Here is a 23,357-nt window from a genome sequence, read left to right as displayed (position 1 = left end):
CCGACTACCAGAAGGTGGTGGCTGAAACGGTTGCACACAAGACTTATTCTGATATCGACTGTTCGGAAAATATGGTTGGTCCCACCCGGCGACAACTCCTCTGTACCGCCTCTACTTTCGGGATGGGCACACTCGCGGGCTGTGGACAGGCTCTTCTGGAGTCGGACGGCGACGTAGTGATCGGGAACTGGGATGACGCGACACACGAGTTCGCTGTTACGATGGACGATGGTGGCGATACGAAGGAGGGGACGGTCACGGTCGAAGCCGACTCGCGGGGAGAACTCACCGATTTCCTGCCTCAATCGGACTGGCCGTATCCGTTCTTGCTGCACATCACCGTTGACGGTGAGTACGTGGCGACGACGAAACACCGCTGGCAAAACCGTATAGAGGTCGTGTATCTGACCGACGGCTCCGTGATCGCCGACGAAACGGAAATCGACATAGAGGTCACGCCGTCGGAGGGGTATCCGACCCCTTCTCCGGATACCACGACCAAGACGCCGTGACTGGCAGAGAGCATACCGCGGCCGGAGGCCGCGGTTTCGCCGAGCGCGAACATCGCGAGCGCTCGGTCTTTTTGGTCCAGATTTTTGGCCCAAGGTTGAGCGCTCGCCGTGGGCGAGCGCGAACCCTTGGGCGAAAAAGGTGGTCTTTCAGACGGTGTCGAGGTTCGTCCCGACCGAGCAGACGTACTCGCCGGTGGCGACCTGCGGGAGGCGGCGCGAGCGCCAGAAGATCCCCGGCGAGTCGGCGGTGACTTCGGCCTTGGTCTGGCCGAACACGCTGGTCACTTCGAAGAGAGTCTGGCCGCGGGAGACGCGGTCCCCGAGGTCGACCGCGAAGTCGACGAGCCCGCCGTTGGGCGAGCCGTACTGCTCGAAGCCGGTCGCGCGGGTCTGGGGCCGTTCGCTCAGCGTGTTGTTCAGGAAGCCGTAGTGGGTGAGGACGTTGAACACGCCCTCGACGCCGGTCTGGATGGACTCCTCGTCCCAGCCGACGCAGCCGCCGAGCTCGGGATCGATGGTCGGGACGCCCTCGTCGGGGGCGGCGCGGGCCAACTGGCCGTCCGGTCCCTTCTGGTCGAGGATGTACCCGCAGCCGAAGACCTTCGCCAGCTCCAGGCACTCCTCGTGGAGGCGGTGGCGGGTGCCACAGCGGACCCGACACTCGTCGAGCATCCGCGACGTCGAGCCCTGGTGGAGGTCCAAGACGAGGTCGGCACCCACCGCGGCGTCGTAGGTCGCGGCGGCGATGCGCTCGCTGGACGTGCCCGCGGCGTCGCCGGGGTAGGCCCGGTTCATCTTCGTGTCGTCGATGGGGTTGCGGTGTTCGGCGACCTGGAAGGCGTGGTAGTTGACGATGCCACAGACGAGAATCGTCCCCGACAGCTCGGCGGGGTCCAGTTGCGGGAGGACCTGCTGGACGACCCCGACGCCGTTGAGTTCGTCGCCGTCGCTTGCGGCCTGCATGTAGAGCGTCTTCCCGTCGCCGGCCCCGTTGACGACGGCGACCGGGAGCCCCACCGGACTGCCGTCGCGGGATTCGCCGACCTCCAACCGCCCCGTGTCTATCTCTCCGGGGGCGGCACTCGCCGTACCGAAAGTTACCATTACGCGCCGTGTTCGGGTCGTTCGCTTTTACCGGTTCGGTTTCCCGGCCGTCCCTGCCGTCGGACCGACGGTATCTTGAGCGAGCGACCCCAACCGTCTCGCGTGTCAGAGCGCGAGCAACAGAGCGAGGCGGCGGCGATGGCCGCGGCGCTCGACGTCCCGCGGAACGCGAAACTCGGGTTCGGCGTGGCGACGCTGGTGACGGCGGCCGTCGTCGCCCTGTTCGTCCTGCCCGGAACCGGACGACCGACGTTCCTCTACGCCGCGCTGGCGTTCGTCCTGCTCGTCTCGCTGGGCGGTCTGCTGACGGCCGTCTTCACCGCCGTCTCGGCGGTCAGGTTCGCTCGGCGCTAACTCTCGGCGAGTTCGGCGAACCGCTCGGCCCCGGAGCGAGTCCCCTTCGCGAGGAGGACGTCACCGACCCGGAGCGGCGTCTCCGGGCCGGGTGAGACGACCCACGCGCCCCCTTCGCGGCCGGTGCGGTCGCTCTCGCCTTCGGCCCGCCGGACGGCGATGATGCGCATCCCGGTCTCGGTCTTGACGGCGGCGTCGCCGATGGTCGTCTTGGCGAGGGCGCTCGACTCGGCGACGGTGGCCCGGACGAGTATCTCGTCGGACTCGCGGACGGCTTCCGCGACGACCGGGTGCGCCGAGAGACCGCGGAGGACGCCCTCGCTGATCTCGAGGGCGGCGTCGGAGATGACCTCCGTCGACTGGGCGAGCTGGACGAGGCCCCGGAGCGAGACCGGATCGTCCATGTCCGCGGCCGCGCGCAGCGTCCACGCCTCGAAGCGTGACTGGAGCGCGTCGACCTCGGCCTCGAGTTCGACGACCTCCTCCGCGACCTCGTCGCTGTCGAACAGCACCGCGCCGTAGGCGAGGTCCACCGCGAGCTCGCCCATGTCCTTCATCAGGACGATGGAGTCGACCGCGCGCTCGAGGTCTTGCCCCTCGCCCTCGGGCGGTTCCGGCGGTTCGTACGCCGTCCCGGTGGCGTCGGCGTACACCTCGCTGACGCCGTCGTCGGGGCCGCGAAAGAGGACCACGTCGTCGGCTTCGAGGCGCGTCTCGCGGTCGGGGTTGAGCAGCCAGTTACCCTGCCGCCGGACCGCGATCGCGCGGACGCCGGTCTCGGTTTCGAGATTCAGGTCGCCCAGCGTCTTTCCCGCCAACTGCGAGTCGGGCGCTATCGTCGCCCGGACGAGCGTCTCCATGGCCTCGGGGAGCGTCGCCCGCATCGCCTCCGGCAGCCCGATGTCCTCTAAGACGACCTTCGCGATGTCGCCGGCGGCGTCGCTGATCTTCTCCGCGGCCCCGACCATGCCGAGGACGGGCGCGAGCGCCTCGGCGTCGTCCGTCGAGCGACAGGCCATCAGCAGGCTCATCCGGGCGCGCATCTGCAGGACGTCCATCTTCGCCTCCAGCTCCAGCACCTCGGCGGCGACGTCGTCGCTGCCGAGCAGCACCGCCGAGTACGAGAGGTCGATGAGCAACTCGGCGGTGTCTTTCATCTCCGCTAGCACCGCCTTGACGCTCACCGGCTCGTACTCGACGGTCCCCGTCGGCTCCATGCCTCCCGATTTGGCACCGCCTCTCAAAAGGGTTCGCCGTCCCGTGGCTATCGTTCCCACGGAACGATGGCGGTACCGAACGGACGGACAGTCGATTCGAGGCGGATATCGAGGTGACCGTCTCGCAGATACTGGGATTTGTGACTGAACGTCCAGTTACGGCCCGCCAACGGCCGGACACAGACGCCCGGAAAGAAAATGCTTTTCCCGGCAGGTCGGGAACCATTGGGGTATGTCCGAAGACCTCAAGAAAGGGTTAGAGGGTGTCCTCGTCGCCGAATCTTCGTTGAGCGTTATCGACGGTGACGCGGGCAAACTCGTCTATCGGGGATACACCATCGAGGACCTCGCTACCGGTGCCAGCTACGAAGAGGTGCTGTATCTGCTCTGGTACGGCCACCTGCCGAACGCTTCGGAACTGGAGGAGTTCGAATCGGAGATGGCGAGCGAGCGCGAGGTCGACGACGACGTCCTCACCACCGTCCGCGCGATGGCCGAGAGCGACGAGAACCCGATGGCCGCGCTCCGGACCGCGGTGTCGATGCTCTCGGCGTACGACCCCGCGCCGGAGGACGCGGACCCGACCGACGAGGCGGTCAACCTCGCCACCGGACGGCGCATCACCGCGAAGGTCCCGACGCTCGTCGCCGCCTTCACTCGCATCCGCGACGGCGAGGACCCAATCGAACCGCGCGAGGACCTCGGCCACGCCGCGAACTTCCTCTACATGCTCAACGGCGAGGAGCCCGACGACGTGGCGGCGGACGTCTTCGACCAGGCGCTCGTCCTCCACGCCGACCACGGCCTCAACGCCTCGACGTTCTCCGCGATGGTCACGGCCTCGACGCTCTCGGACCTCCACAGCTCCGTCACCGCCGCGATCGGCACCCTGAAGGGGCCGCTCCACGGCGGCGCGAACCAGGACGTCATGGAGATGCTCAAGGAGGTCGACGACGCCGAGCGCGACCCGCTCGAATGGGTCAAGAACGCGCTGGACGGCGGCCGTCGCGTCTCCGGGTTCGGCCACCGCGTCTACGACGTCAAGGACCCGCGCGCGAAGATCCTCGGCGAGCGCTCGAAGGAGCTCGGCGAGGCCGCCGGGTCGGTGAAGTGGTACGAGATGTCCACGACCATCGAGGAGTACATGCAAGAGGAGAAGGGGCTGGCCCCGAACGTCGACTTCTACTCTGCCTCGACGTACTACCAGATGGGCATCCCCATCGACATCTTCACGCCCATCTTCGCCATGTCCCGCGTCGGCGGCTGGGTCGCCCACGTCATCGAGTACATCGAGGACAACCGGCTGATCCGGCCGCGCGCCCGCTACACCGGCCCGAGCCCCGAGGAGACGGAGTTCGTGCCGATCGAAGAGCGGTAAGTCAGTACCGACTTTTCCCCTTTCGTCGCAGCCGCCGCGGCAGTCGGCAGCTACGAGATGCGCCGCGAGTACTCGCTACTCGAACAGGTCGGTGAAACGGTCGACGCCGGCGTCGGTCCCGGCGATGACGAGCTTGTCGCCGTAGCGCACTTCCACGTCGGGACCGAGGTCCGTCAAGACCGTCCCGTTGCGTTCGACGGCGACGACCGTACAGCCCGTCTTCGAGCGCACGTCGGCCTCGCCGAGCGTCTGCCCGGCGAGGCTGCCGACGTCGGTGCGGACGATCTCGACTTGCTGGTCCATGGAGATGACGTCCTCATCCTCTAGGATGGTGGAGGCCAGCATCCGACCGCTGACCGTCGCCAGCGAGAGGACGTAGTCCGCGCCCGCGCGGTACATCTTCTGGACGTTCTCGGTCTCCTCGGCGCGGGCGATGATCTCCACGTCGGGGTTCAGGTCGCGGATGACCAGCGTGGCGAACTCGGTGTCGGTGTCGTCCGAGAGCGCGAGGATGACGGTGCGAGCGTCGGCGACGCCGGCGGCTTCGAGGTCCTCGGGCTCGGTGGCGTCGCCGATCACGTCGACGCCAGGCTTCTCGGCCCTGTCGATGACCGTGTACGGAACGTTCGCGCTGTCGAGGCCGCCGGCGATGGTCTCGCCCACTTCGCCGTAGCCGACGACGACGGTCTGACCGCGGCGGAAGCCCCGGACGCTGGAGAGGGTCTTCGACTTGAGAGCTTCGAGCTGTGCGGCGGTCCCCGACGCCAGCAGGACCGTACTGCCGGTGAGTTCGGCGTCGGGCGAGGGCGGGCTGACGAACTCGCCGTGGAACCACGCGCCGATGACGTTGACGCCGGTCTCCTCGCGGATGCCGCTCTCGGCCAGCGTCAGGCCGACGAGGTCGCTTCCGCGGTGGATGGGGAGTTCGGCGATGTCGAAGTCCTCGCCGAGTTCGAACTCCTCGCCCAGCGTCGCCGAGACGCCGGTCGTGACCTTACTGGCGAGGCTCTCGCCCAGCAGGCCCCGCGGCGAGAGGACGGCGTCGGCCCCTGCGAGGTCGTGGTACTTCGCACGGTCGGGCTCCTCGACGACGCTGACGGTGCGGACGTGTTCGTCCACCTCGCGGGCGGTGAGAACGATACTCGTGTTCACTTGGTCGGAGGCGTCGGCGACGAGCGCCCGCGCGTCGGCGAGTTTCGCCTTCTCCAGTCCCTCGACGGACTGGGGGTCGGCGTGGATCGCGTGGTAGCCCTCGTCGTACAGCTCGTTGGCCCGGTCGCGGTCGGGCTCGACGACGACGTAGTCGACGTCCCACGACTCCAGTTCGGCGACGAGCGTCTCGCCGCGCGGCGTGAAGTGACAGATGACGACGTGGTCCGAGAGGTCACGCTCGACGGTGGTCGGTGCCTTCGTCTTCATCGCCTCCTCGAACAGCGGGAACATCAGGACGGGAAGCGCGAGGAAGATGAGGACGACGCCGGTGACGTCCATCACGATGACGAACACGCGCATCAGGTCGCTCTCCCACGGGGCATCAGACCCGTAACCGGTCGTGGTGAACGTCTCGACGACGACCTGCAGCGCGTGGAGGAACTCCCGCGGTTCGTTCTCGAACGCCCCCATGCCGTAGTCGTAGCCGAACGTGAACGCGAGAATGACCCCGGCGAGGCCGATGACGTACAACAGCGTGCGCCGCTGCCAGGTGTCCATCTATCCGATACCTCACGGAGCGCTTGTAAAACAGTTCTGCCGAGAGAGTCGTTTGCCACTCCTTCTCGCGCCAATATCTGTCGAGACGACGCGCGTCAGCCGCGCGGCTGACGACGATCTCGCGGCGCTCTCGTCTTGCGGTTACACTTTCACTCCGATATGGCGGTGTTTAAGTCAGTACAGACGGTCAGTTCGATTGCAGTCACACGCTCTCCCCCGAGTTTTCCGGTCGCTACCCGACCAGCGGCGTCGCCGCCCCCGGCTATAACACGCCGCGGCGAGTAGGCCGGGCCATGCTCTCGTTCGAGGATGTGCTCGCGGCCCGCGACCGGGTCGCCGAGACGGCCCGGCACACGCCGCTCGACTACTCGCACACCTTCTCCGCGATGACCGACGCGGACGTCCACCTGAAGCTCGAACTGTTCCAGCGCACCGGCTCGTTCAAGATCCGCGGCGCGACCAACCGCATCGCCACGCTCTCGCCCGAGGAGCGCGAGAACGGCGTCGTCACGGCCAGCGCCGGCAACCACGCGCAGGGCGTCGCCCTCGCCGCGACTCGAATCGGCGTCGACTCGACCATCGTGATGCCCGAGCACGCGCCCATCTCGAAGGTGAAGGCCACGCGGAGCTACGGGGGGCGGGTCGTCCTCCACGGCGAGGACTACGACGAGGCCGCCGAGAGAGCCCACGAGATCGAACGCGAGGAGGGGCGGACCTACGTCCACGCCTTCGACGACGACTACGTCATGGCCGGGCAGGGGACCATCGGCCTCGAGATCTACGAGGACCTCCCGAGCGTCGAGACGGTCGTCGTCCCCATCGGCGGCGGCGGCCTCATCAGCGGCATCGCCACGGCGCTGAAGGGGAAAGACGAGGACATCCGCGTCGTCGGCGTGCAGGCCGAAGGCGCGTCGAGCGTCGCCGAGTCACTCGAAAAGGGCCACCGCATCGAACGCGAGGGCGTCGAGACCATCGCCGACGGCATCGCCACCCGGACCGTCGGCGAGCGGACCTTCGCGGTCATCGAGGAGCGCGTCGACGAGGTGGTGACCGTCTCGGACCCCGAGATCGCGGTCGCGCTGACGACGCTGCTCGAACGCTCGAAGACGCTCGCGGAGGGGGCCGGGGCCGTCGCGCTGGCCGCCGTCACCGAGGAGAAGTTCGACTACGCCGACGACGAGACGATCGTCCCGGCGCTGTGTGGGGGAAACATCGACCTGAACACGCTCACGAACGTCGTCATGCGCGGCCTCGTCGAGACGGGCCGCTACGTCAAACTCCGGACGGTGCTGAAGGACCGCCCCGGCGCGCTGGAGGAACTCGTCGAGGTGCTCTCGGCGCAGCAGACCAACATCTACGGCATCGAACACGACCGGACCAACCGCGACGTGGCCATGAACGACGCCGAGGTTGAACTGGACTTGGAGACCCGCGGCCCGGACCACGTCGAGGAACTCCTCGCGGCGCTCCGGGAGCGCGGTTACGAGGTCGAGGTGCTCGTATAGAGCCGGGTTTATACGGGAGGCGGGCGGCGTTCGGATATGAAACGCACTGTCCACACCGACGACGCGCCCGCCGCCGTCGGCGCGTACAGTCAGGCGACGGCGACCGAGGACCTCGTCTTCACCGCCGGCCAGATCCCGCTCACGCCCGACGGTGAGCTGCGCGCCGACGCGCCGGTCGCCGAACAGACCGAGCAGGCGCTGGCAAACCTCGAAGCCGTCCTGGCGGAGGCCGGCGCCGAGATGACCGACGCGCTGAAGGTGACCGTCTACCTCGACGACATCGACGACTTCGACGAGATGAACGACACCTATCGGACGTTCTTCGACGAGGACCCGCCCGCCCGTTCGGCGGTCGGCGTCGACGCGCTCCCGAAGGGCGCGGCCGTCGAGGTCGAGGCGGTCGCCACAGTCTGATGGACCCGAAACTCAAATCGAGCCTGCTGTGGGGCGTCGTCGGCGGCCTCGCCTATCTCGTCCTCATTCAGGGCTACCAGTTGTTCGCCAGCGTCCCCATTTCGACGCCCGTGAAGTTCGGCGTCGCCCTCGTCGTCGCCGCGGGCGCGGCCGCGCTCACCTACGCAGCGGGCGGCGGCCTGCCCGGAAACGAAAGCCCTTAACCGACCGACCCCGCACAATCGCTTGCGAGCCAGGATGGCCGAACGGTAAGGCGCACGCCTGGAAAGCGTGTTCCCTTTCGGGATTCTGGGTTCAAATCCCAGTCCTGGCGCTCCACCTTTTTCTTCGTCGGGTTTCCTCGCGCCGCGGAGCGGCGCTGTGGGAACCCTCCTCGAAAAACGTGGGCGAAAAAAGCGCGAATCGCGGAGCGATTCGCGTGAACCGGCGGCGAAGCCGCCGGATGCGCTCAGGCAGGCCTGCCCTCCCCCGGGTCGCTCGGGTGCGACAGTCGTCACACCCCTCGCTCCCGGCCACCGCAACCGCGACTGCTACCGGCCGCTACCGCTGGTCGACGCAGTAATCGACGTAGTTCCGCAGGATCCGCAGGCCCGTCTCGCCGGATTTCTCGGGGTGGAACTGGGTGCCGAAGACGTTGCCGGCCTCGTTGGCGACGACGGAGGCGAAGTCGACGCCGTAGTCGGTGGTGGCGACGACGCTCTCCTCGTCGTCGGGGACGGCGTAGTACGAGTGGACGAAGTAGGCGTACTGGCCGTCGATCCCCTCGACGAGCGGGTGGTCGCGCCGCACGTCGAGCTCGTTCCAGCCCATGTGGGGCACCGTCTGGTCGCGCGAGAAGCGGACGTTCTTCCCGGGGACGAGGTTCAGCCCCTCGGCGTCGCCCTGTCCGGCGTGGTCGGCCTCCTCGCTCGTGGTCAGGAGCATCTGCATCCCGAGGCAGATGCCGAACAGCGGCTTACCGGCCTCGGCCTGTTCTAAGAGGGCCTCGCGGAACGGCCCGGCGTTGTCCATCCCCTCGGAGAAGGCCCCCACGCCGGGGAGGACGATGCCGTCGGCCGCGTCGAAGTCGGCCGGATCCTCCGAGATAGAGACGTTCGCGCCCGCGCGTTCGAGCCCGCGCGTGACGCTCCGGAGGTTCCCCAACCCGTAATCGACGACGACCACGTCCGCGGTCGTCTGCTTCACGTTCATACGAACGCTAGGCGAACGCGGGCTAAGTGCGTTCCCCTTCGAACAGGTTTCGCCAGCGTCGCGATACGTCGCGGGTACGGCGGCGGCCGGGAGCGCGTTTCATCGTGCGAAGGCACCGTCCGAATTTCGTTCTGACGAGCCTTCGTTCGCGCCGCTCACGAAAACGGGGAAGGGCAGGCTGACGAAGGAAGCATCCGGCGGCTTCGCCGCCGGTTCACGCGAATCGCGGCGCGATTCGCGCCTTTTTGGTCCAGATTTTTCGAGGCGTGGTTCGCGCGAAGCGCGAATCCAACGAAGAAAAAGGTGGTTGGCAAGCGTTATGGGCCGCAGTCGCGTATTTTCATTCGGCAGAGGGAGGCCGGCTCCCGTGCCGCGAGGCATGAGGAAAGTCCCCCCACCTGTCGGACAGGTGACCGGGCACAAGCCCGGGGCGGGAGACCGTCGGCGCTGGAACAGCAACGACACGTCACTGCGGGACCGATGAGGTGCGCGACGCCCGAGCGATGGCGGATGCCAGAAGCGAGGGCAAGCTAACCCACCGAGGGCCATCGGGGGCCGCCGGATGGTGGCCCCCGCCCGCAGTGGACCGATGGAACGGCGAATCCTCACCGGTGCAAGGCCGCGTCGACAGGTAGTCCGACGCCGCGCGCGAGCGCTGGACGCGGCCGCTGAGCCGAATGCCGGCCCGAACAGAAGGGGGCTTACTCCCCTCAGCCGCTTACGTCTCGATCGCTTCAGTCATAACTGTCAAATACACACAGTGCCACCCGAAGGTAATGGACCGTCGGGCGGTGGTCGTGACGATGCTGGTGCTGTCGATCGGATTGACTGGGTGTAGCGCCGTCTCGGACGCCGTCGACACGTCGACGGTGACCGAACAGCGTCATCCCTTCGCCGAGGAGACGGTGACCGTCGCCGTCTCCGGTACCGACCGCGAGCGAGCCCTCGCCGCGGCGGGGCTGGCCTACTGGGAGGAAAACGCCTCCCGATACGCCGGTTTCAACGTCAGCTTCCGGGTGCTCGGCCCCGACGAGACCCCGGATGGCGGCACGGCCGACGTGCGGATTGAGTTCGTCGAGACCGTCACGGACTGCGGCGACGCGAACTACTCGGCGGGGTGTGCGCCGCGGCTCAACGCCTCGACCCGCGTCGACCGGCCGGCTGACGTGTCGATTCAGCGCGGCCTCGCCAACGGGTCGACGCGACTGGTCGTCCAACACGAGGCGGGACACCTGCTGGGACTGTCGCACGCCGACTCGCCGCAGCGCGTGATGCGCCACGAGCGGACGTTGGCGACGCTGCCGCAGCCGAACGCCACCGAGCGCGCGGTCCCGTGGGACGACCGGGCGCTGACCGTCGCCGTCCTGAACGGGAGCGTCCCGGCCGACGAGCGTCCGGCCTACCGCGAGGAAGTCGAGTACGCGCTGGCGTACGTCCGCGACGGGGCGAACGGCACCGTCCCGGAGAACGTCACCGTCGAGCGCGTGAGCGACCCCGAGACGGCGGATATCGTCGTCAGGCCGACCGACTCGGCGGCTTGTCGGACCGACGCCGGGTCGTGTGCGCTGATCGAGGGGACCGATCCGGACCGCGACGGTGCCATCGAGACGTACACGCGCGTCGAGATCCTGCTGGTGGACGTCGACACCGACGCGACGAGCTGGCACGTCGCCCGCCAACTGCTCGACGCGCTCGGGGCCAGCCGCGACGGATTCCCGGCCCCGCTCGTCGACGCGACCTACGAGGAGCGGCGGGGCGAGTGGCACGGGTAGGGAGACTCGGAGCGCGACGCGAGCGAGAATCTCCGAAACGCGAAGGGGGAGAGCGAGGCGCGAAGCGCCTCGAAAGCGAACGGTGGAACCGTGAGTGACACGAACCGCGGAGCAGTAGCGAACGAGAGGTCGCGCTGATGGTTTCGGCGTTCAGGCGCGCGGGTCCGATGGTTACAAGCGGCCGCCGGGCGGAGGCGGAAGCATGACCGCCGCCGACCTCACCGACGCCGTCCGCGACGACCAGCAGACCGAACTCTCCAGACTCGGCTCCTCGAAGACGCTGTACGCTGACACGCGCGGCGAGATGGAACCCGACGCCGTCCGCGCGGCCGCCGCCGCCCGCGAAGCGGCCGCTCGCGACACGTTCGAGTCGTGGGCCGACGACAGCGACGGCGACGCGGCGACCCTCTTCGCTGAGGCGGCCGACGACGCCGCGGCGCGGCTGGACGGGCTCGACGCCGGCCCGGCCGACCGCGAGTTCGCCATGCACGAGGTCCTCGACGCCTTTCAGGGGACGGTCGAACGCCTCGGCGGCTTAGTGGGCTGGACGCTCGTCGACCAGAAGGTGAAGGGGCAACTCACCGGCTTCTTCACGGGACAGGCCGACCCGCAGACCGCCAGCACGTTCCGCAGCGCCGGAGACGACGTGGAAGCGCTCCGCGAGGAGGCGGAGGATCTCCTCGACGCGACCTGCGAGGACGAGGGCGACTGGGACACCGCCGAAGCGGCCGCCGTCGAGGTCGTCTCGGCCGCCTACGAGGACTACTTCGAGACGCTCGAAGACCTCGGCGTCAACCCCAAACCGGTCTGCTGAACCGCCCGGTCCGTGGCTGTAGTGGGTCCGCTGCCCCAGACGTTTCACTGTTGGGCGTTCGAGTGCGGTGTCGACCACACGGCCCCCTCCTTTTCCCCGGAACCCGCCTTGGGTCCGTGATGCCAGTCAACGACGAAGTTCGCACGTCGGAGTCGGTTCGTGACAAGTTCAGCGTCGACGGGAAGACGGCCGTCGTCACGGGCGCGTCCAGCGGAATCGGGCGGGCCATCGCCGAGACGTTCGCCGCGGACGGCGCCGACGTGGTGATCTGTTCGCGAACCCGGGACGACGTCGAAGCGGTCGCCGAGGAACTGAACGGAGCGGACGTCGACGGCTCGGTTCTCCCGGTCGAGTGCGACGTGACCGACCGCGACGACGTGGAAGCGCTCGCCGAGGCGACCGCCGAAGAGTTCGACGGTGCGGACGTCCTCGTGAACAACGCCGGCGGGGCCGGCCCGGGCGGGACGCTCGACGAGGTCGGCGAGGACGATTGGAACGGCGTCATCCAGGTGAACCTCACGGGGGTCTACAACGCGACGCACGCCTTCGCCGGCCAGCTCAGGGACGGCGGCGGCGAGGTCGTCAACACCTCCAGCATGGCGGGTCGCTACGGCGTCGCCGGGATGGGACCCTACAGCGCCGCCAAAGCGGGTGTCAGCGCGCTCACGCGCACGCTCGCCACCGAGTGGGCCGACGACGACGTCCGCGTGAACGCGGTCGAACCCGGATTCATCGCGACGCCGCCGGTCCGGGAGATGTTCGGTCTCGACGAGATACCCGACCGCGACGGGGCCGGCCGACGGGTCGGCTCGCCCCACGAGGTCGCCGACACGGTGCGCTTCCTCGCCAGCGACGCCGCCTCGTTCGTCACCGGACAGACCATCGCGCCCACCGGTCCGCCCAACACCTTCCAGCCGCCCGAGAACTGAGTCGGATCGGCGACTCAGGGCGCTGGCTGCGCGGGCTCGCTCGACTCGTTCTCCCGGATCTTTCCCCGTTCGCTTTTGTGAGGGACTTCACTTCGTGCAGTCCCTCGCTGCTGCTCCGCGGTTCGCTTCACTCACCGCGTCGCTTCGAGGGCCCTCCCTTCGGTCGGTCCCTCGCTAGCCTCAAGTCTATCCAGCCCGTTCCTCGCACAATGAGTGACGCCGGAGGTCCCCTCTCGATCGACCGCCCCGACGCCGACAGCGAGTTCCGCGTAGACGCCCCGTTCGACCCCGCTGGCGACCAACCGGAGGCCATCAAGCAGCTGGCCGACGGCTACCGGCAGGGGATGGACGAACAGACTCTGCTGGGCGTGACTGGTTCCGGGAAGACCAACACCGTCTCGTGGGTCGTCGAGGAGATACAGAAACCGACGCTCGTCATCGCGCACAACAAGACGCTCGCGGCGCAACTGTACGAGGAGTTCCGCAACCTGTTCCCGGACAACGCCGTCGAGTACTTCGTCTCGTACTACGACTACTACCAGCCGGAGGCCTACGTCGAGCAGACGGACACGTTCATCGACAAGGACGCCTCCATCAACGACGAGATCGACCGCCTGCGCCACTCCGCGACCCGGTCGCTGCTCACGCGGGACGACGTCATCGTCGTCGCCTCGGTCTCGGCCATCTACGGCCTCGGTGACCCGCGCAACTACATCGACATGTCGATGTCGCTGGAGGTCGGCCAGGAGATAGAGCGCGACGAGTTGCTCGGGCGACTGGTCGACCTGAACTACGAGCGCAACGACGTGGACTTCACGCAGGGCACCTTCCGCGTGCGCGGGGACACGCTCGAGATCTACCCGATGTACGGTCGCTACGCCCTGCGCGTGGAGTTCTGGGGCGACGAGATAGACCGGATGCTGAAGGTCGATCCGCTGGAGGGCGAGGTGGTCCGCGAGGAACCGGCGGCGCTGGTCCACCCGGCGGAACACTACTCGATCCCCCAACAGCGACTCCAGCGCGCCATCGACGAGATCGAGGAGCAACTCGAACAGCGCATCAGCTACTTTGAGCGCAAGGGCGACGCCGTCGCCGCCCAGCGGATCGAGGAGCGGACGCGGTTCGACCTGGAGATGATGCAGGAGACGGGCTACTGTTCGGGCATCGAGAACTACTCGATCCACCTCTCGGACCGCGAGAGCGGTGAAGCGCCCTACACGCTGCTGGATTACTTCCCGGACGACTTCCTGACCGTCGTCGACGAGTCCCACCAGACGCTGCCCCAGATCCGCGGCCAGTTCGCGGGCGACAAGTCGCGCAAGGAGAGCCTGATCGAGAACGGCTTCCGCCTGCCGACGGCGTTCGACAACCGCCCGCTCACCTTCGAGGAGTTCGAGGAGAAGACCGAGCAGACGCTGTACGTCTCGGCGACGCCGGGGGACTACGAGCGCGAGGAGAGCGCGCAGGTCGTCGAACAGATCGTCCGTCCGACGCACCTCGTGGACCCCGCCATCGAGACGGCCGACGCCACCGGACAGGTCGAGGACCTGCTCTCGCGTATCGACGACCGGGTCGAACGCGACGAGCGCGTCCTCGTCACGACGCTCACCAAGCGGATGGCCGAGGACCTCACGGAGTACCTGGAGGAGTCGGGCGTCGACGTGGCCTACATGCACGACGAGACCGACACCCTGGAGCGGCACGAACTCATCCGCTCGCTCCGACTCGGCGAAATCGACGTCCTCGTGGGCATCAACCTCCTGCGGGAGGGACTGGACATTCCCGAGGTATCGCTCGTGGCGATCCTCGACGCCGACCAGGAGGGGTTCCTGCGCTCGGAGACGACCCTCGTCCAGACGATGGGGCGGGCGGCGCGAAACGTCAACGGCGAAGTCGTCCTCTACGCCGACGACACCAGCGACGCCATGGCCTCGGCCATCGAGGAGACGAAGCGTCGCCGAGAGATTCAACGGGAGTACAACGAGGAACACGGCTTCGAACCGACGACCATCGAGAAGGAAGTCGGGGAGACGAATCTACCCGGTAGCGAGACCGACACCAGCGACGTGGCCGGCGACGGGCCGGCCGACGAAGACGAAGCGGCACGGCAGGTCGAGCAGTTAGAGGAGCGGATGGAGGAGGCCGCGAACAACTTAGAGTTCGAACTGGCCGCCGACATCCGCGACCGCATCCGCGAACTGCGCGAGGAGTTCGGACTCGACGTGCCCGACGGGGAGGACGGCAGCGTTCCCGCGCCCCGCGGCGACGAGTTCTGAGCGTCGGACTCGGGGGAAGAGTTATCAGTATATGTATGTCTAACTACGTGTACCCCAACCGGTCAGTAACTGGTCGGCGGGCCCTACCATGGAACTCTCGTCCCTCTCGCGTCGCTTCGCGCCGAGCGGATTGGCCGTCGCCGGACTCGGCTTCTTCCTGACGCGATTCACCGTGACGCTCGCGGCCTACGACGACCCGCTCCGGTTCGTCGTCGGCGGACTCGTGCCCTTAGCGCTGGGTCTCGGACTCTCGGCGTTCGGCGTCTCGCTGGCAGTGGGTGACTTCGAGCGGTCGTTCGTCCGCACGGTGACGGCGTGGTGTGTCGCCGGCGCGGGCGCGATGCTCGTCTTGGTAGTGTTGACGCTCGTAGCCAACGACACGACCCTAGCGATGGATTCCGTCCGCTCACAGACGTATCTCGCGAACTTCCTCATCGGTGGGAGCGTCGGCGGTGCGCTCACGGGCGTCTACGCGGGACGCGCAATCCGTCAACGCCGGGAACTCGAACGCCAGACGGGTCGGTTGGAGATGGTGACGCGACTGCTGCGCGACGAGGTGCTCAACGCCGTCACGGTCATCCGGGGGCGGGCCGAAGTGTTGCAGTCGACCCACGACGCCGACTCTGCGGCCGTTATCGAACGCCGGACCGACGACGTGGCGACGACCGTCGAGAACGTGAAACACATCACTCGAGACGGGGTCGCGCTCGGCGCGCTCGACGTGGTTTCGGTGACAGACCGCGTCACCGCTGCCGTCGAGACGGTGCGGGCCCGCTACCCGGCGTCGGAGATCGCCCTCGACACGCCGACGACCGGCGACGTCACCGTCTGGGCGAACCCGTTGCTGGAGGACGCCGTGGAGCACCTCGTCGAGAACGCCGTCGTCTACAACGACGCCGAGACGCCTCCTGTCGAGGTCGGAGTGACCGTCGATTCCTCGGCCGTCGAAATCACCGTCACGGACCGGGGGCCGGGGTTGCCCCTCGGCCAGCAGGAACTCATCGAGAAGGGCGAAGTCGCCGTGTACGCGGAGCGCTCGACGGGATTTGGATTGAACCTCGTTCGCCTGCTCGCGGGCAGTTACGGCGGGAACGTCGCGGCGGCGGTCGACGAGCAGGGAACGACCATCACGCTGACCCTGCGTCGAGCGGATACGGCCGAACTGGCCGGGACCGACCCCGGAGCGACCTACGGACTTTCTCGGCGGGAACTCGGACTCCTCACCGGCGCGTCGCTGGTCGCGGGCGCGGCAATGACGCTGTTCATGCAATTACTCGGCGGTGGCGTCCCCATCATCGGTGCGCTGTACGGGCTGACGAACACCACGGTGGGCTGGATAACTCACGAGTTCCACAGCGTCGTCTTCGGGCTGACCTACGCCGGCCTCGTCCAGTTAGTCCCGCCGTCGGTCGACGACCGCCTCCGGTACTACGGAACCGCCGTCGGGTGGGCGGTGGCTCTCTGGCTGGTCGCGGCGGGTCTCGTCATGCCGCTGTGGCTCCGGCTGGTCGGCGTCTCCGCACCGGTACCGAACCTCTCCGTAGTAACGCTGAGCGGACATCTGGTCTGGGGCCTGACGCTGGCCGCGCTCTCCCGACACGGTAGACGCTGGTTATCCGGGTAGTCCGATTTCGGAGTCGCCTCGACTGCTCGACGGCCGCACGCTCCCCACAGCCGGATTTATCCTGCGGGCGGTCGTCCTCCCGATATGACCGTCTACGAGACCGACGTGCCGGGCGTGGGCAAGAAGTTCGAGGTGGAACTCGGTGGTGGCGAGCGACTCGTCATCGTCCTCCACCACGACGGCAAGCGCGAGGTGTTCCACAAGGACGACCCGGACGCGGACGCCGACCGCCTGTTCTCGCTGTCGGGCCAGCGGGCCCGCGAGATCGGGGCAATTCTCCAGGGCGCGTACTTCCAGCCGGTCGACATGGACTCGGTTGACGTGCCGCTTGGCGACGCCATCATCGAGTGGATCGACGTCGCCGACGGCTCGCCGCTGGCCGGACAGACGCTCGCCGACGCGAAGATCCGTCAGCGAACGGGGGCCTCCGTCATCGCTATCCAGCGCGATTCCGAGACGCTCCCGAACCCGAGTCCCGAGGACACCATCGCCGCGGGCGATATCCTCGTGACGCTCGGAACCCGAGACGAGCAAGTCGCCGTCGAAGAGCTGGTCGCCGACGACGATGGCTGATCTGCTACTGGAAGTCGGCGTCGCCGTCGCCGGGGTCGCCGCCGCCGGCGCGCTGGCGAGTCGCGTGGGGCTGTCGGTCATCCCCGCCTACATCCTCGTCGGCGTCCTGCTCGGGCCGAACGCACCCACGTCTATCCTCGGCGTCCCGGTTACCCTCGTGAGTGATAGCGAGGTGATAGCCGTCCTGGCCGAGCTCGGCGTGGTCTTCCTCCTGTTCTTCCTCGGATTGGAGTTCAGCGTCGAGCAGCTGCTCCGGGACCGCCGGTCCATCACGTCGGTCGGCCTCCTCGATTTCGCCCTCAACTTCGGCGTCGGTCTCGCCATCGGCTTCGCCTTCGGGTGGACGCTCGTCGAGACGCTGTTTCTGGCGGGCATCGTCTACATCTCTTCGAGCGCCGTCGTCACGAAGTCGCTCATCGAGACGGGGTGGATCGCCAACGACGAGTCCAGTCCCATCCTCGGGACGCTCGTCTTCGAGGACATCCTCATCGCCGTCTACCTCGCGCTGCTGGCCGCGGTGACGAGCGGCGGCGGCCTTCGGGATGCCGCCGTCTCGGTCGGCGTCGCGTTCCTCTTCCTCGGTGCGCTGGCCGCCGCCGCGTGGTACGGCTCCGCGTGGTTCGAGCGGCTCTTCCGGACCGGTTCCGACGAGTCGTTCGTCCTGCGGGTCGTCGGCCTGACGACGCTCGTCGCGGGCGCGGCGCTCGCACTGGGCGTCAGCGAGGCCGTCGCCGCCTTCTTCCTCGGCACCGGGCTCAGCCAGACCACCCACGTCGAACGCATCGAGCACATCGTCTCGCCCGCCCGCGACCTCTTCGCCGCCGTGTTCTTCTTCGCCATCGGCCTCTCGACGGACGTCACCCTCTTGGCGAACGTCGCCGGGCTGCTCGCGGTGGCCGTCGTCGCCACCACGGCCAGCAAACTCGTCAGCGGGACGCTCTCCGGCCGTCTCTACGGACTCGACGCCCGGCGCTCGGCTCGCGTCGGGCTGGGGCTCGTCCCGCGGGGGGAGTTCTCGCTCGTCCTCGTCGCACTCGCGGCCGACGTCGGAACGGGCCGGCTCGGGTCGGTGCTTCCCGCCTTCGCCGTCGGCTACGTCCTCGTGATGAGCGTCGTCGGCTCGCTGCTGGTCCAGCGCGCGGACGCCCTCACCGATGCCGTCCTCTCGCTGACGAACCACGCCGACGCGAGATGAGGTAGCCGGCAGTCCGCGTTTACGCTGTCAGCGGCCTGCAGCGGCTTCTTCGAACGATTTGTCGAGAACGAGTCGCGGTCGGCGTACGGTGAGCGGCAGTTCGGCGGCTACGGCAATTTAGTATAGCGGATAGTAATTTATCACTCGCGCACCTCCGAACACAGATTCGGCCGCGAAACCGCGCGTGAGCGACCGAAACCGGCGACGAACGGCGAAACCCTTCTGTGGCTGGCGAGCGAGTCTCACCTATGGTCGCCGAGAGCGCCGTCACGGTCGATGACACGAAAATCCACTATCGAGAGACTGGCGACGGCCGCTCTGTCGTCTTACTCCACGGCGGCATCATCGACGCCGCACACGTCTCCTGGCCGCAGGTCGAGAATCGACTGGCTCCGGAGTACCACGTCGTCGCCCCCGACATGCTGGGTTACGGCGAGAGCGAACTGGCCGATCGGTCGTACTCGATTCCCGGCCACGCCGAGGTGATCGCCGGGTTCCTCGACCGACTCGACCTCGGCCCCGTGACGCTCGTGGGCCTCTCGCTGGGCGGCGGCGTCGCCGTCCAACTCGCACTCGACCGCCCGGACCTCGTCGAGACGCTCGTCCCTATCGACCCGTTCGGTCTCGGTCGCGAGCTGCCCAATGGTCTGCTCTCCTACGGTCTCGCCCGCGTGCAGGTGTGTAACAAGCTGGCTATCGCGGCGTTTCGCCGGAGCAGACGGCTCACCCGCGCGAGTCTCGACGGGGTCGTCTACGATCTGGACTCGCTGTCCGAATCCGCCGTCGACGCCGTCTATCGGGAGGTGAAGCGCCCCACCGCCGGCGCGGCCTTCCGGCGGTTCCGCGAGGCGGAGGTGACTCGCGGGGGCTATCGGACGACCTTCACCGATCGGTTCGACGACCTCTCGGTGCCGACGCGGCTGCTCCACGGCGCACACGACGAGCTGTTCCCGGTGGCGTGGGCCGAGCGGGCCGCCGACCGGATTCCCGACGCCGAACTGCACGTCCTCGACGACTGCGCTCACTGGGCACCGCGGGAGGACCCCGACGCGGTGGCAGCGCACATCGAGGACGCCGTCGACGGCTCCTAACGCCCGAACGGGACGCTTCGGCGGTTCGGAGTCCGATACGGGTTCCGTTTCCGATATATCTCATATCGCTATAGGAAATACTGCCATCCGGCGTTCGATGTGGGCTCTCGCCTACTGATACTGCCGCTTTCGCGACTGTTCTCGGAACGAGCGCAGCCGCTCTGGAATCATCGGGCGCATCCTTCTATGGGGTAACAGACGTATTCCGGCCGCTTTCCAAGGGAATTAGACAGGTCTAAAACTCTACTTCGACAGAAACTATTTTATCATTTGCCCCCTCAGTCTCCTCTATACGCAAAACATGATGTCTACTACGAGACCGGCTCCGCGGCCACGGCGGAGCGGAGTCACGATATCTGTCGCACGGCACGGCTGGCCGTCGGATTCACTGAACGAGCGCGGGGGATGCGAACGGTCGCCGAGCTACTGGTAGTATGATCGCACTACAGACTTCCGCGGTCGGGCTGGCACAACTGTTCGCCATCACGCCGACCGAGGCGTGGGAGATCTTCGCCTTCTCGGTGCGGGACGGCTTCGTACAGGTCAGCGCGTTCGTCGCCGTCACGGTCCTCCTGTTCAGCTACGTCCAGTACCGCACCGGCGGACGGATCGTCACGTTTCTCGAAGCGAACGAGCGACTCCAGCCCATCGCCGGTGCGCTGCTGGGGCTGACCCCCGGCTGCGGGGGCGCGATCGTCGCGATGCCGCTGTACATCCGCGGGACGATCAGTTTCGGGACCGTCGTCGCCACGCTCGCCGCGACGGCCGGCGACTCCGCGTTCGTGATCCTCGCGCTCGCGCCGGAGGCGGGCCTGTACGCCTATGGACTGGCGTTCGTCGCCGCCGTCCTCTTCGGCTACGCCATCGATATCTGGGGGCTCGGCGTCGGGCGGGTCGACAGCGCCGTCGCCCGGCTCGGCCGGCCGATGACCGATGGCGGGTTCGCCACGACGAGCGTCGCCAGCGGCGGCCCGAGCGTCGTCGGCTACGAGAGCGGGCAGTGCGGACACGACCGCGAGACGCCGACCGGGAGTGGAGCGATGACGACGCTCAGCCACGCGCTCCACATTCTCTGGTGGGTCGTCGCCGCCGCCGGTCTCCTCGCGGGCGTGCTGTACCTCGCTCGCGGCGCGCCCGAGGTCTCGATGGAACTCGCGCCGACCTTCTTCGGTCTGTTCACCGTCGCGGGTCTCACGGGGACGGCGCTGTCGTTTTACCTCCACTTCGTCGGCCGCCGGTACATCGGCGAGGGCGACGCGGGTCGGGTCCGAGAGGACTTCGCCAGCGCGTACGGGACGTTCAAGCACGCCGCGATGGAGACGAGCATGGTGACCGTCTGGGTGCTCGCGGCGTACCTCCTCTACGAGTACGGGATGGCGATCTTCGCGCTGGACATCGGGACGCTCGCGGCGGCCGCGGGGGCGTTCGCGCCTATCGCCGGTGCGCTGCTCGGGCTCGTTCCCGGCTGTGCCCCGCAGATCGTCTTCGCCACGCTCTACGCGGAACAGCAGATCCCGTTCTCCGCGCTGACCGCGAACGCCATCAGCCAGGACGGCGACGCGCTGTTCCCGCTGATGGCGATCGACATGAAAGCGGCTATCGTCGCCACCGTCTACACCACGATTCCGGCGCTGATCACGGGGATTCTCCTCCACTACTTCTGGCCGTTCGCCAGTTTCGGCTTCGGCGTGCTCTGAGGAACTCCCGCCTCGGCAGCGTTTTCCGCCCGTCGGCCCAACCGACGCACATGTCATCGGTCCCGCCGCACTGTCACGTCGAGACGACGCTACCACCGGCCGTCCGGGCGTACTTCGCCGCCGAACTGGAGACGCTCGAGGACTACCTCGAACTGGTGCCCGACGCCATCGACGGGGGGACCGGCGACGCCACCGTCGGTCCGGTACAGGCCGTCCCGTGGGTGTACGTCCCCGACCTGACTGGCTGGCGCGGCTTCGCGCTCGCCCGTCTGCTGGCCGCCGAACGGGACTGCCCCTGCTATCAACTCTCCGCGCTCGCGCGTGACGGCGTCTCCTCGCTGTGGGGCGCGATCGACCGGAGCGCAGACGGCCCGGTCGTCGTCCACGTCGAACTGCGGGGCGACACCGGGCCGATTCCGGGGACCCTGCGAGAGGCGGTTCGACGCGGCTTCGACCAGCCCCCGCGGTCGGCGGGCGACGGCGACCCGGTCTCCGGCGACCCGACGAACCTCGTCGTCGTATTTACCGACACGCAGCCCTCGAAGCGGCTGACGTCACCGCTGCCCGCCGCCACCGCGCCGGTCAGCGGGGCCGTCCTCTCGTACGCCCCTCGGGACAGCATGACGCCGGAACACCCCGACGGGACGACGGCGCTCGACGCCCCGCCGGCCGTGCAGGACCGGACCGAACGCCTCGACGAGCTGCTCTCGGCGGCGCTCGACGGCGTCGGCGACCCCGACCAACGAGAGCGCTTCGTGGACGACGCGGTCGAGGCGCTCACCATCACGCAGTCGACCATCGGCCGACAGGACCTGCTGTTCGACGTCTCGCCGAAAGTAGCGCTGAAACACGGGCATCGACTGGAGCGGGTCGGGTCGGCCGAGGCGCTCTCGGGGCTCCGCCGGGACATCCTCGCGGGCGTCCCGCAGAGCCCCGGCAGCGCGGATTTGCGGCGAACGCTCGCGGACCTCCTCCCCGAGTGATTACGGCCGTCGGAACCGCCGCGGGAGCGGCCGCTCGGCGCGTTCGACGAGCCGAGCCACCCGGTCGTCCATCGGCGGGTGCGTCGAGAGCAGTCTGGACAGCGCGCCGTCGTCGTCGCCGTGGACGTACAGCGGCGTCAGCGGACCCAGCCGCGGCGTCGACGCCCGCTCGATCTTCCGGAGCGCCCGCGCGAGCGCCAGCGGATTCCCGGTCACCTCGACGGCCCGGTCGTCGGCGGCCCACTCCCGCCGGCGGGAGTACGCGAACACGAGCAGCGTCACGCCCAGCCCCAGCACTGCGACGGCCTGCAACGCGGTGCGCTGGGTTCGGCCGAGCCACGACCGGGACCACGAGGCCGGGTCGCCCCGAAGCATCGCGACCGCTCGAGCGATCCCGCCGAGCAGGACGACGACCGGGAACACGAGGAGACCGACCAGTCCGACGAGGCTCTGCGTGAGGCTGTAGGCGAGCGTCTGGACGAGCGCGTCCCGCCCCTCGAGATGCGCCAGTTCGTGCGCCAAGAGCGCTTCCATCTCCTCGGTCGAGAGGATGCCGAACAGCCGCCTGTCGACGACGATGGCCGACCCGAGGCCGCCGATGGCGAAGGCGTTGGGGACCGGGAGCCGGGCGATCAACAACGTCGGCGTCCCGACCTCCATCCGGGCGACGAGCCGCTCCAGCCGCTCGTACACCGACGGCGCACGCGAACGCGGGAGGACCACGGCGTCCAGCGACCGCTTGAGCCTCGTCGTCCCGGTCCAGTAACTCACCAGTCCGAGAACGACCGCCGTCGTCGAAACGACGAGCGCGAGCGTCGCCGGTGAGGGCCGGGACGCCCAGAGCGAGGCCACCAACCGGTAGCCAACGACGGCGACGAACAGATATATCGTCAGCGACGCCAGTCCGAGCGCCGCGAGCCCGATCCGTCGTCCGTTCATACGGACGCTATCTCGAGCGGCGGCGAAACTCCTTCGGTCGATCGCGCTCGCCGTCGAGCGCCGTCTCGGCGGTGAAAGT

21 protein-coding genes, 1 tRNA gene and 1 other RNA gene are annotated in these 23,357 nt (G+C 68.0%); 18 read left to right on the top strand and 5 right to left on the bottom strand.

From position 1 onward, the window contains the following. Positions 1–71 precede the first annotated feature (71 nt). Complete coding sequence (locus GO488_RS13380; RefSeq protein ID WP_162318324.1) at positions 72–512, top strand: hypothetical protein; 441 nt, start codon at positions 72–74, stop codon at positions 510–512. Positions 513–659: 147 nt separating this feature from the next. On the opposite strand, the gene GO488_RS13375 is transcribed toward GO488_RS13380, so the two are convergent. After that, positions 660–1,616, bottom strand: coding sequence for a succinylglutamate desuccinylase/aspartoacylase family protein (locus GO488_RS13375; protein WP_162318323.1), 957 nt, complete (start codon positions 1,614–1,616; stop codon positions 660–662). Positions 1,617–1,718: 102 nt separating this feature from the next. Here GO488_RS13375 and GO488_RS13370 point away from each other — a divergent pair, with 102 nt between their 5' ends. Continuing rightward, a complete protein-coding gene (locus GO488_RS13370; RefSeq protein WP_422111221.1) occupies positions 1,719–1,970 on the top strand; it encodes a DUF7536 family protein in 252 nt (83 codons plus the stop codon). On the opposite strand, the gene GO488_RS13365 is transcribed toward GO488_RS13370, so the two are convergent. Continuing rightward, positions 1,967–3,187 carry a potassium channel family protein gene (locus GO488_RS13365; protein WP_162318322.1) on the bottom strand — a complete coding sequence of 407 codons (1,221 nt, stop codon included), beginning with the start codon at positions 3,185–3,187 and terminating at the stop codon, positions 1,967–1,969. The two genes, GO488_RS13370 and GO488_RS13365, sit on opposite strands and share 4 nt — an antisense overlap. 232 nt (positions 3,188–3,419) lie before the next feature. On the opposite strand from GO488_RS13365, the gene citZ reads away from it, so the two are divergent. Beyond that, positions 3,420–4,565, top strand: coding sequence for a citrate synthase (gene citZ / locus GO488_RS13360; protein WP_162318321.1), 1,146 nt, complete (start codon positions 3,420–3,422; stop codon positions 4,563–4,565). Between the two features lie 75 nt (positions 4,566–4,640). Here the strand turns inward: citZ and GO488_RS13355 are convergent, their stop codons facing one another. Next, positions 4,641–6,275: a potassium channel family protein gene (locus GO488_RS13355; RefSeq protein WP_162318320.1), complete on the bottom strand. Its 1,635-nt coding sequence runs from the start codon at positions 6,273–6,275 to the stop codon at positions 4,641–4,643. Between the two features lie 293 nt (positions 6,276–6,568). Here GO488_RS13355 and ilvA point away from each other — a divergent pair, with 293 nt between their 5' ends. From ilvA to GO488_RS13335, 4 genes are all read left to right on the top strand, one after another. Further along, positions 6,569–7,780, top strand: a complete 1,212-nt coding sequence (gene ilvA, locus GO488_RS13350; RefSeq protein ID WP_162318319.1) for a threonine ammonia-lyase — start codon at positions 6,569–6,571, stop codon at positions 7,778–7,780. 36 nt (positions 7,781–7,816) lie between these two features. Then, entirely contained in the window at positions 7,817–8,194 is a 378-nt protein-coding gene (locus GO488_RS13345) for a Rid family detoxifying hydrolase (protein WP_162318318.1), read from the top strand. Further along, positions 8,194–8,397, top strand: a complete 204-nt coding sequence (locus GO488_RS13340) for a DUF7981 family protein (protein ID WP_162318317.1) — start codon at positions 8,194–8,196, stop codon at positions 8,395–8,397. The genes GO488_RS13345 and GO488_RS13340 overlap by 1 nt, the downstream gene beginning before the upstream one ends. Before the next feature lie 28 nt (positions 8,398–8,425). Then, positions 8,426–8,507, top strand: a tRNA-Ser gene (locus GO488_RS13335). A 227-nt stretch (positions 8,508–8,734) separates the two neighbouring features. Here GO488_RS13335 and hisH read toward each other — a convergent pair. Beyond that, the gene (gene hisH / locus GO488_RS13330; RefSeq protein ID WP_162318316.1) at positions 8,735–9,385 is read right to left on the bottom strand and encodes an imidazole glycerol phosphate synthase subunit HisH; all 651 of its coding nucleotides are present in this window, start codon (positions 9,383–9,385) and stop codon (positions 8,735–8,737) included. 346 nt (positions 9,386–9,731) lie between these two features. Here hisH and rnpB point away from each other — a divergent pair. The 11 genes from rnpB (at position 9,732) to GO488_RS13275 (ending at position 22,339) form a co-directional block, all read left to right on the top strand. Continuing rightward, positions 9,732–10,101, top strand: an RNA gene (gene rnpB / locus GO488_RS13325) — RNase P RNA component. Positions 10,102–10,161: 60 nt separating this feature from the next. Then, positions 10,162–11,157: a matrixin family metalloprotease gene (locus tag GO488_RS13320; protein ID WP_162318315.1), complete on the top strand. Its 996-nt coding sequence runs from the start codon at positions 10,162–10,164 to the stop codon at positions 11,155–11,157. Positions 11,158–11,359: 202 nt separating this feature from the next. After that, positions 11,360–11,971 carry a rubrerythrin family protein gene (locus tag GO488_RS13315; protein ID WP_162318314.1) on the top strand — a complete coding sequence of 204 codons (612 nt, stop codon included), beginning with the start codon at positions 11,360–11,362 and terminating at the stop codon, positions 11,969–11,971. A 119-nt stretch (positions 11,972–12,090) separates the two neighbouring features. After that, a complete protein-coding gene (locus GO488_RS13310) occupies positions 12,091–12,900 on the top strand; it encodes an SDR family NAD(P)-dependent oxidoreductase (RefSeq protein WP_162318313.1) in 810 nt (269 codons plus the stop codon). 209 nt (positions 12,901–13,109) lie between these two features. Further along, on the top strand, positions 13,110–15,176 hold the full coding sequence (gene uvrB, locus GO488_RS13305; RefSeq protein WP_162318312.1) for an excinuclease ABC subunit UvrB: 2,067 nt from the start codon (positions 13,110–13,112) through the stop codon (positions 15,174–15,176). Between the two features lie 88 nt (positions 15,177–15,264). Beyond that, positions 15,265–16,800 (top strand): ATP-binding protein, encoded by a 1,536-nt coding sequence (locus GO488_RS13300; RefSeq protein WP_162318311.1) that lies wholly within the window; start codon positions 15,265–15,267, stop codon positions 16,798–16,800. A gap of 84 nt (positions 16,801–16,884) precedes the next feature. Then, positions 16,885–17,373, top strand: coding sequence for a cation:proton antiporter regulatory subunit (locus GO488_RS13295; protein WP_162318310.1), 489 nt, complete (start codon positions 16,885–16,887; stop codon positions 17,371–17,373). Next, entirely contained in the window at positions 17,366–18,568 is a 1,203-nt protein-coding gene (locus GO488_RS13290; protein ID WP_162318309.1) for a cation:proton antiporter, read from the top strand. The genes GO488_RS13295 and GO488_RS13290 overlap by 8 nt, the downstream gene beginning before the upstream one ends. Positions 18,569–18,816: 248 nt before the next feature. Further along, positions 18,817–19,659, top strand: coding sequence for an alpha/beta fold hydrolase (locus GO488_RS13285; RefSeq protein ID WP_162318308.1), 843 nt, complete (start codon positions 18,817–18,819; stop codon positions 19,657–19,659). Positions 19,660–20,093: 434 nt separating this feature from the next. After that, a complete protein-coding gene (locus GO488_RS13280) occupies positions 20,094–21,356 on the top strand; it encodes a putative manganese transporter (RefSeq protein ID WP_162318307.1) in 1,263 nt (420 codons plus the stop codon). A 50-nt stretch (positions 21,357–21,406) separates the two neighbouring features. Beyond that, complete coding sequence (locus GO488_RS13275) at positions 21,407–22,339, top strand: hypothetical protein (RefSeq protein ID WP_162318306.1); 933 nt, start codon at positions 21,407–21,409, stop codon at positions 22,337–22,339. Here GO488_RS13275 and GO488_RS13270 read toward each other — a convergent pair whose 3' ends face one another. After that, on the bottom strand, positions 22,340–23,278 hold the full coding sequence (locus GO488_RS13270) for a M48 family metallopeptidase (RefSeq protein ID WP_162318305.1): 939 nt from the start codon (positions 23,276–23,278) through the stop codon (positions 22,340–22,342). It lies immediately after the preceding gene. Between the last annotated feature and the right edge of the window lie 79 nt (positions 23,279–23,357).

Source organism: Haloarcula limicola, assembly GCF_010119205.1.
Taxonomy (GTDB): Archaea; Halobacteriota; Halobacteria; order Halobacteriales; family Haloarculaceae; genus Haloarcula; species Haloarcula limicola.
The sequence above is the reverse complement of the archived record's forward strand: the minus strand, read 5'-3'. Positions and strand labels throughout refer to the sequence as shown.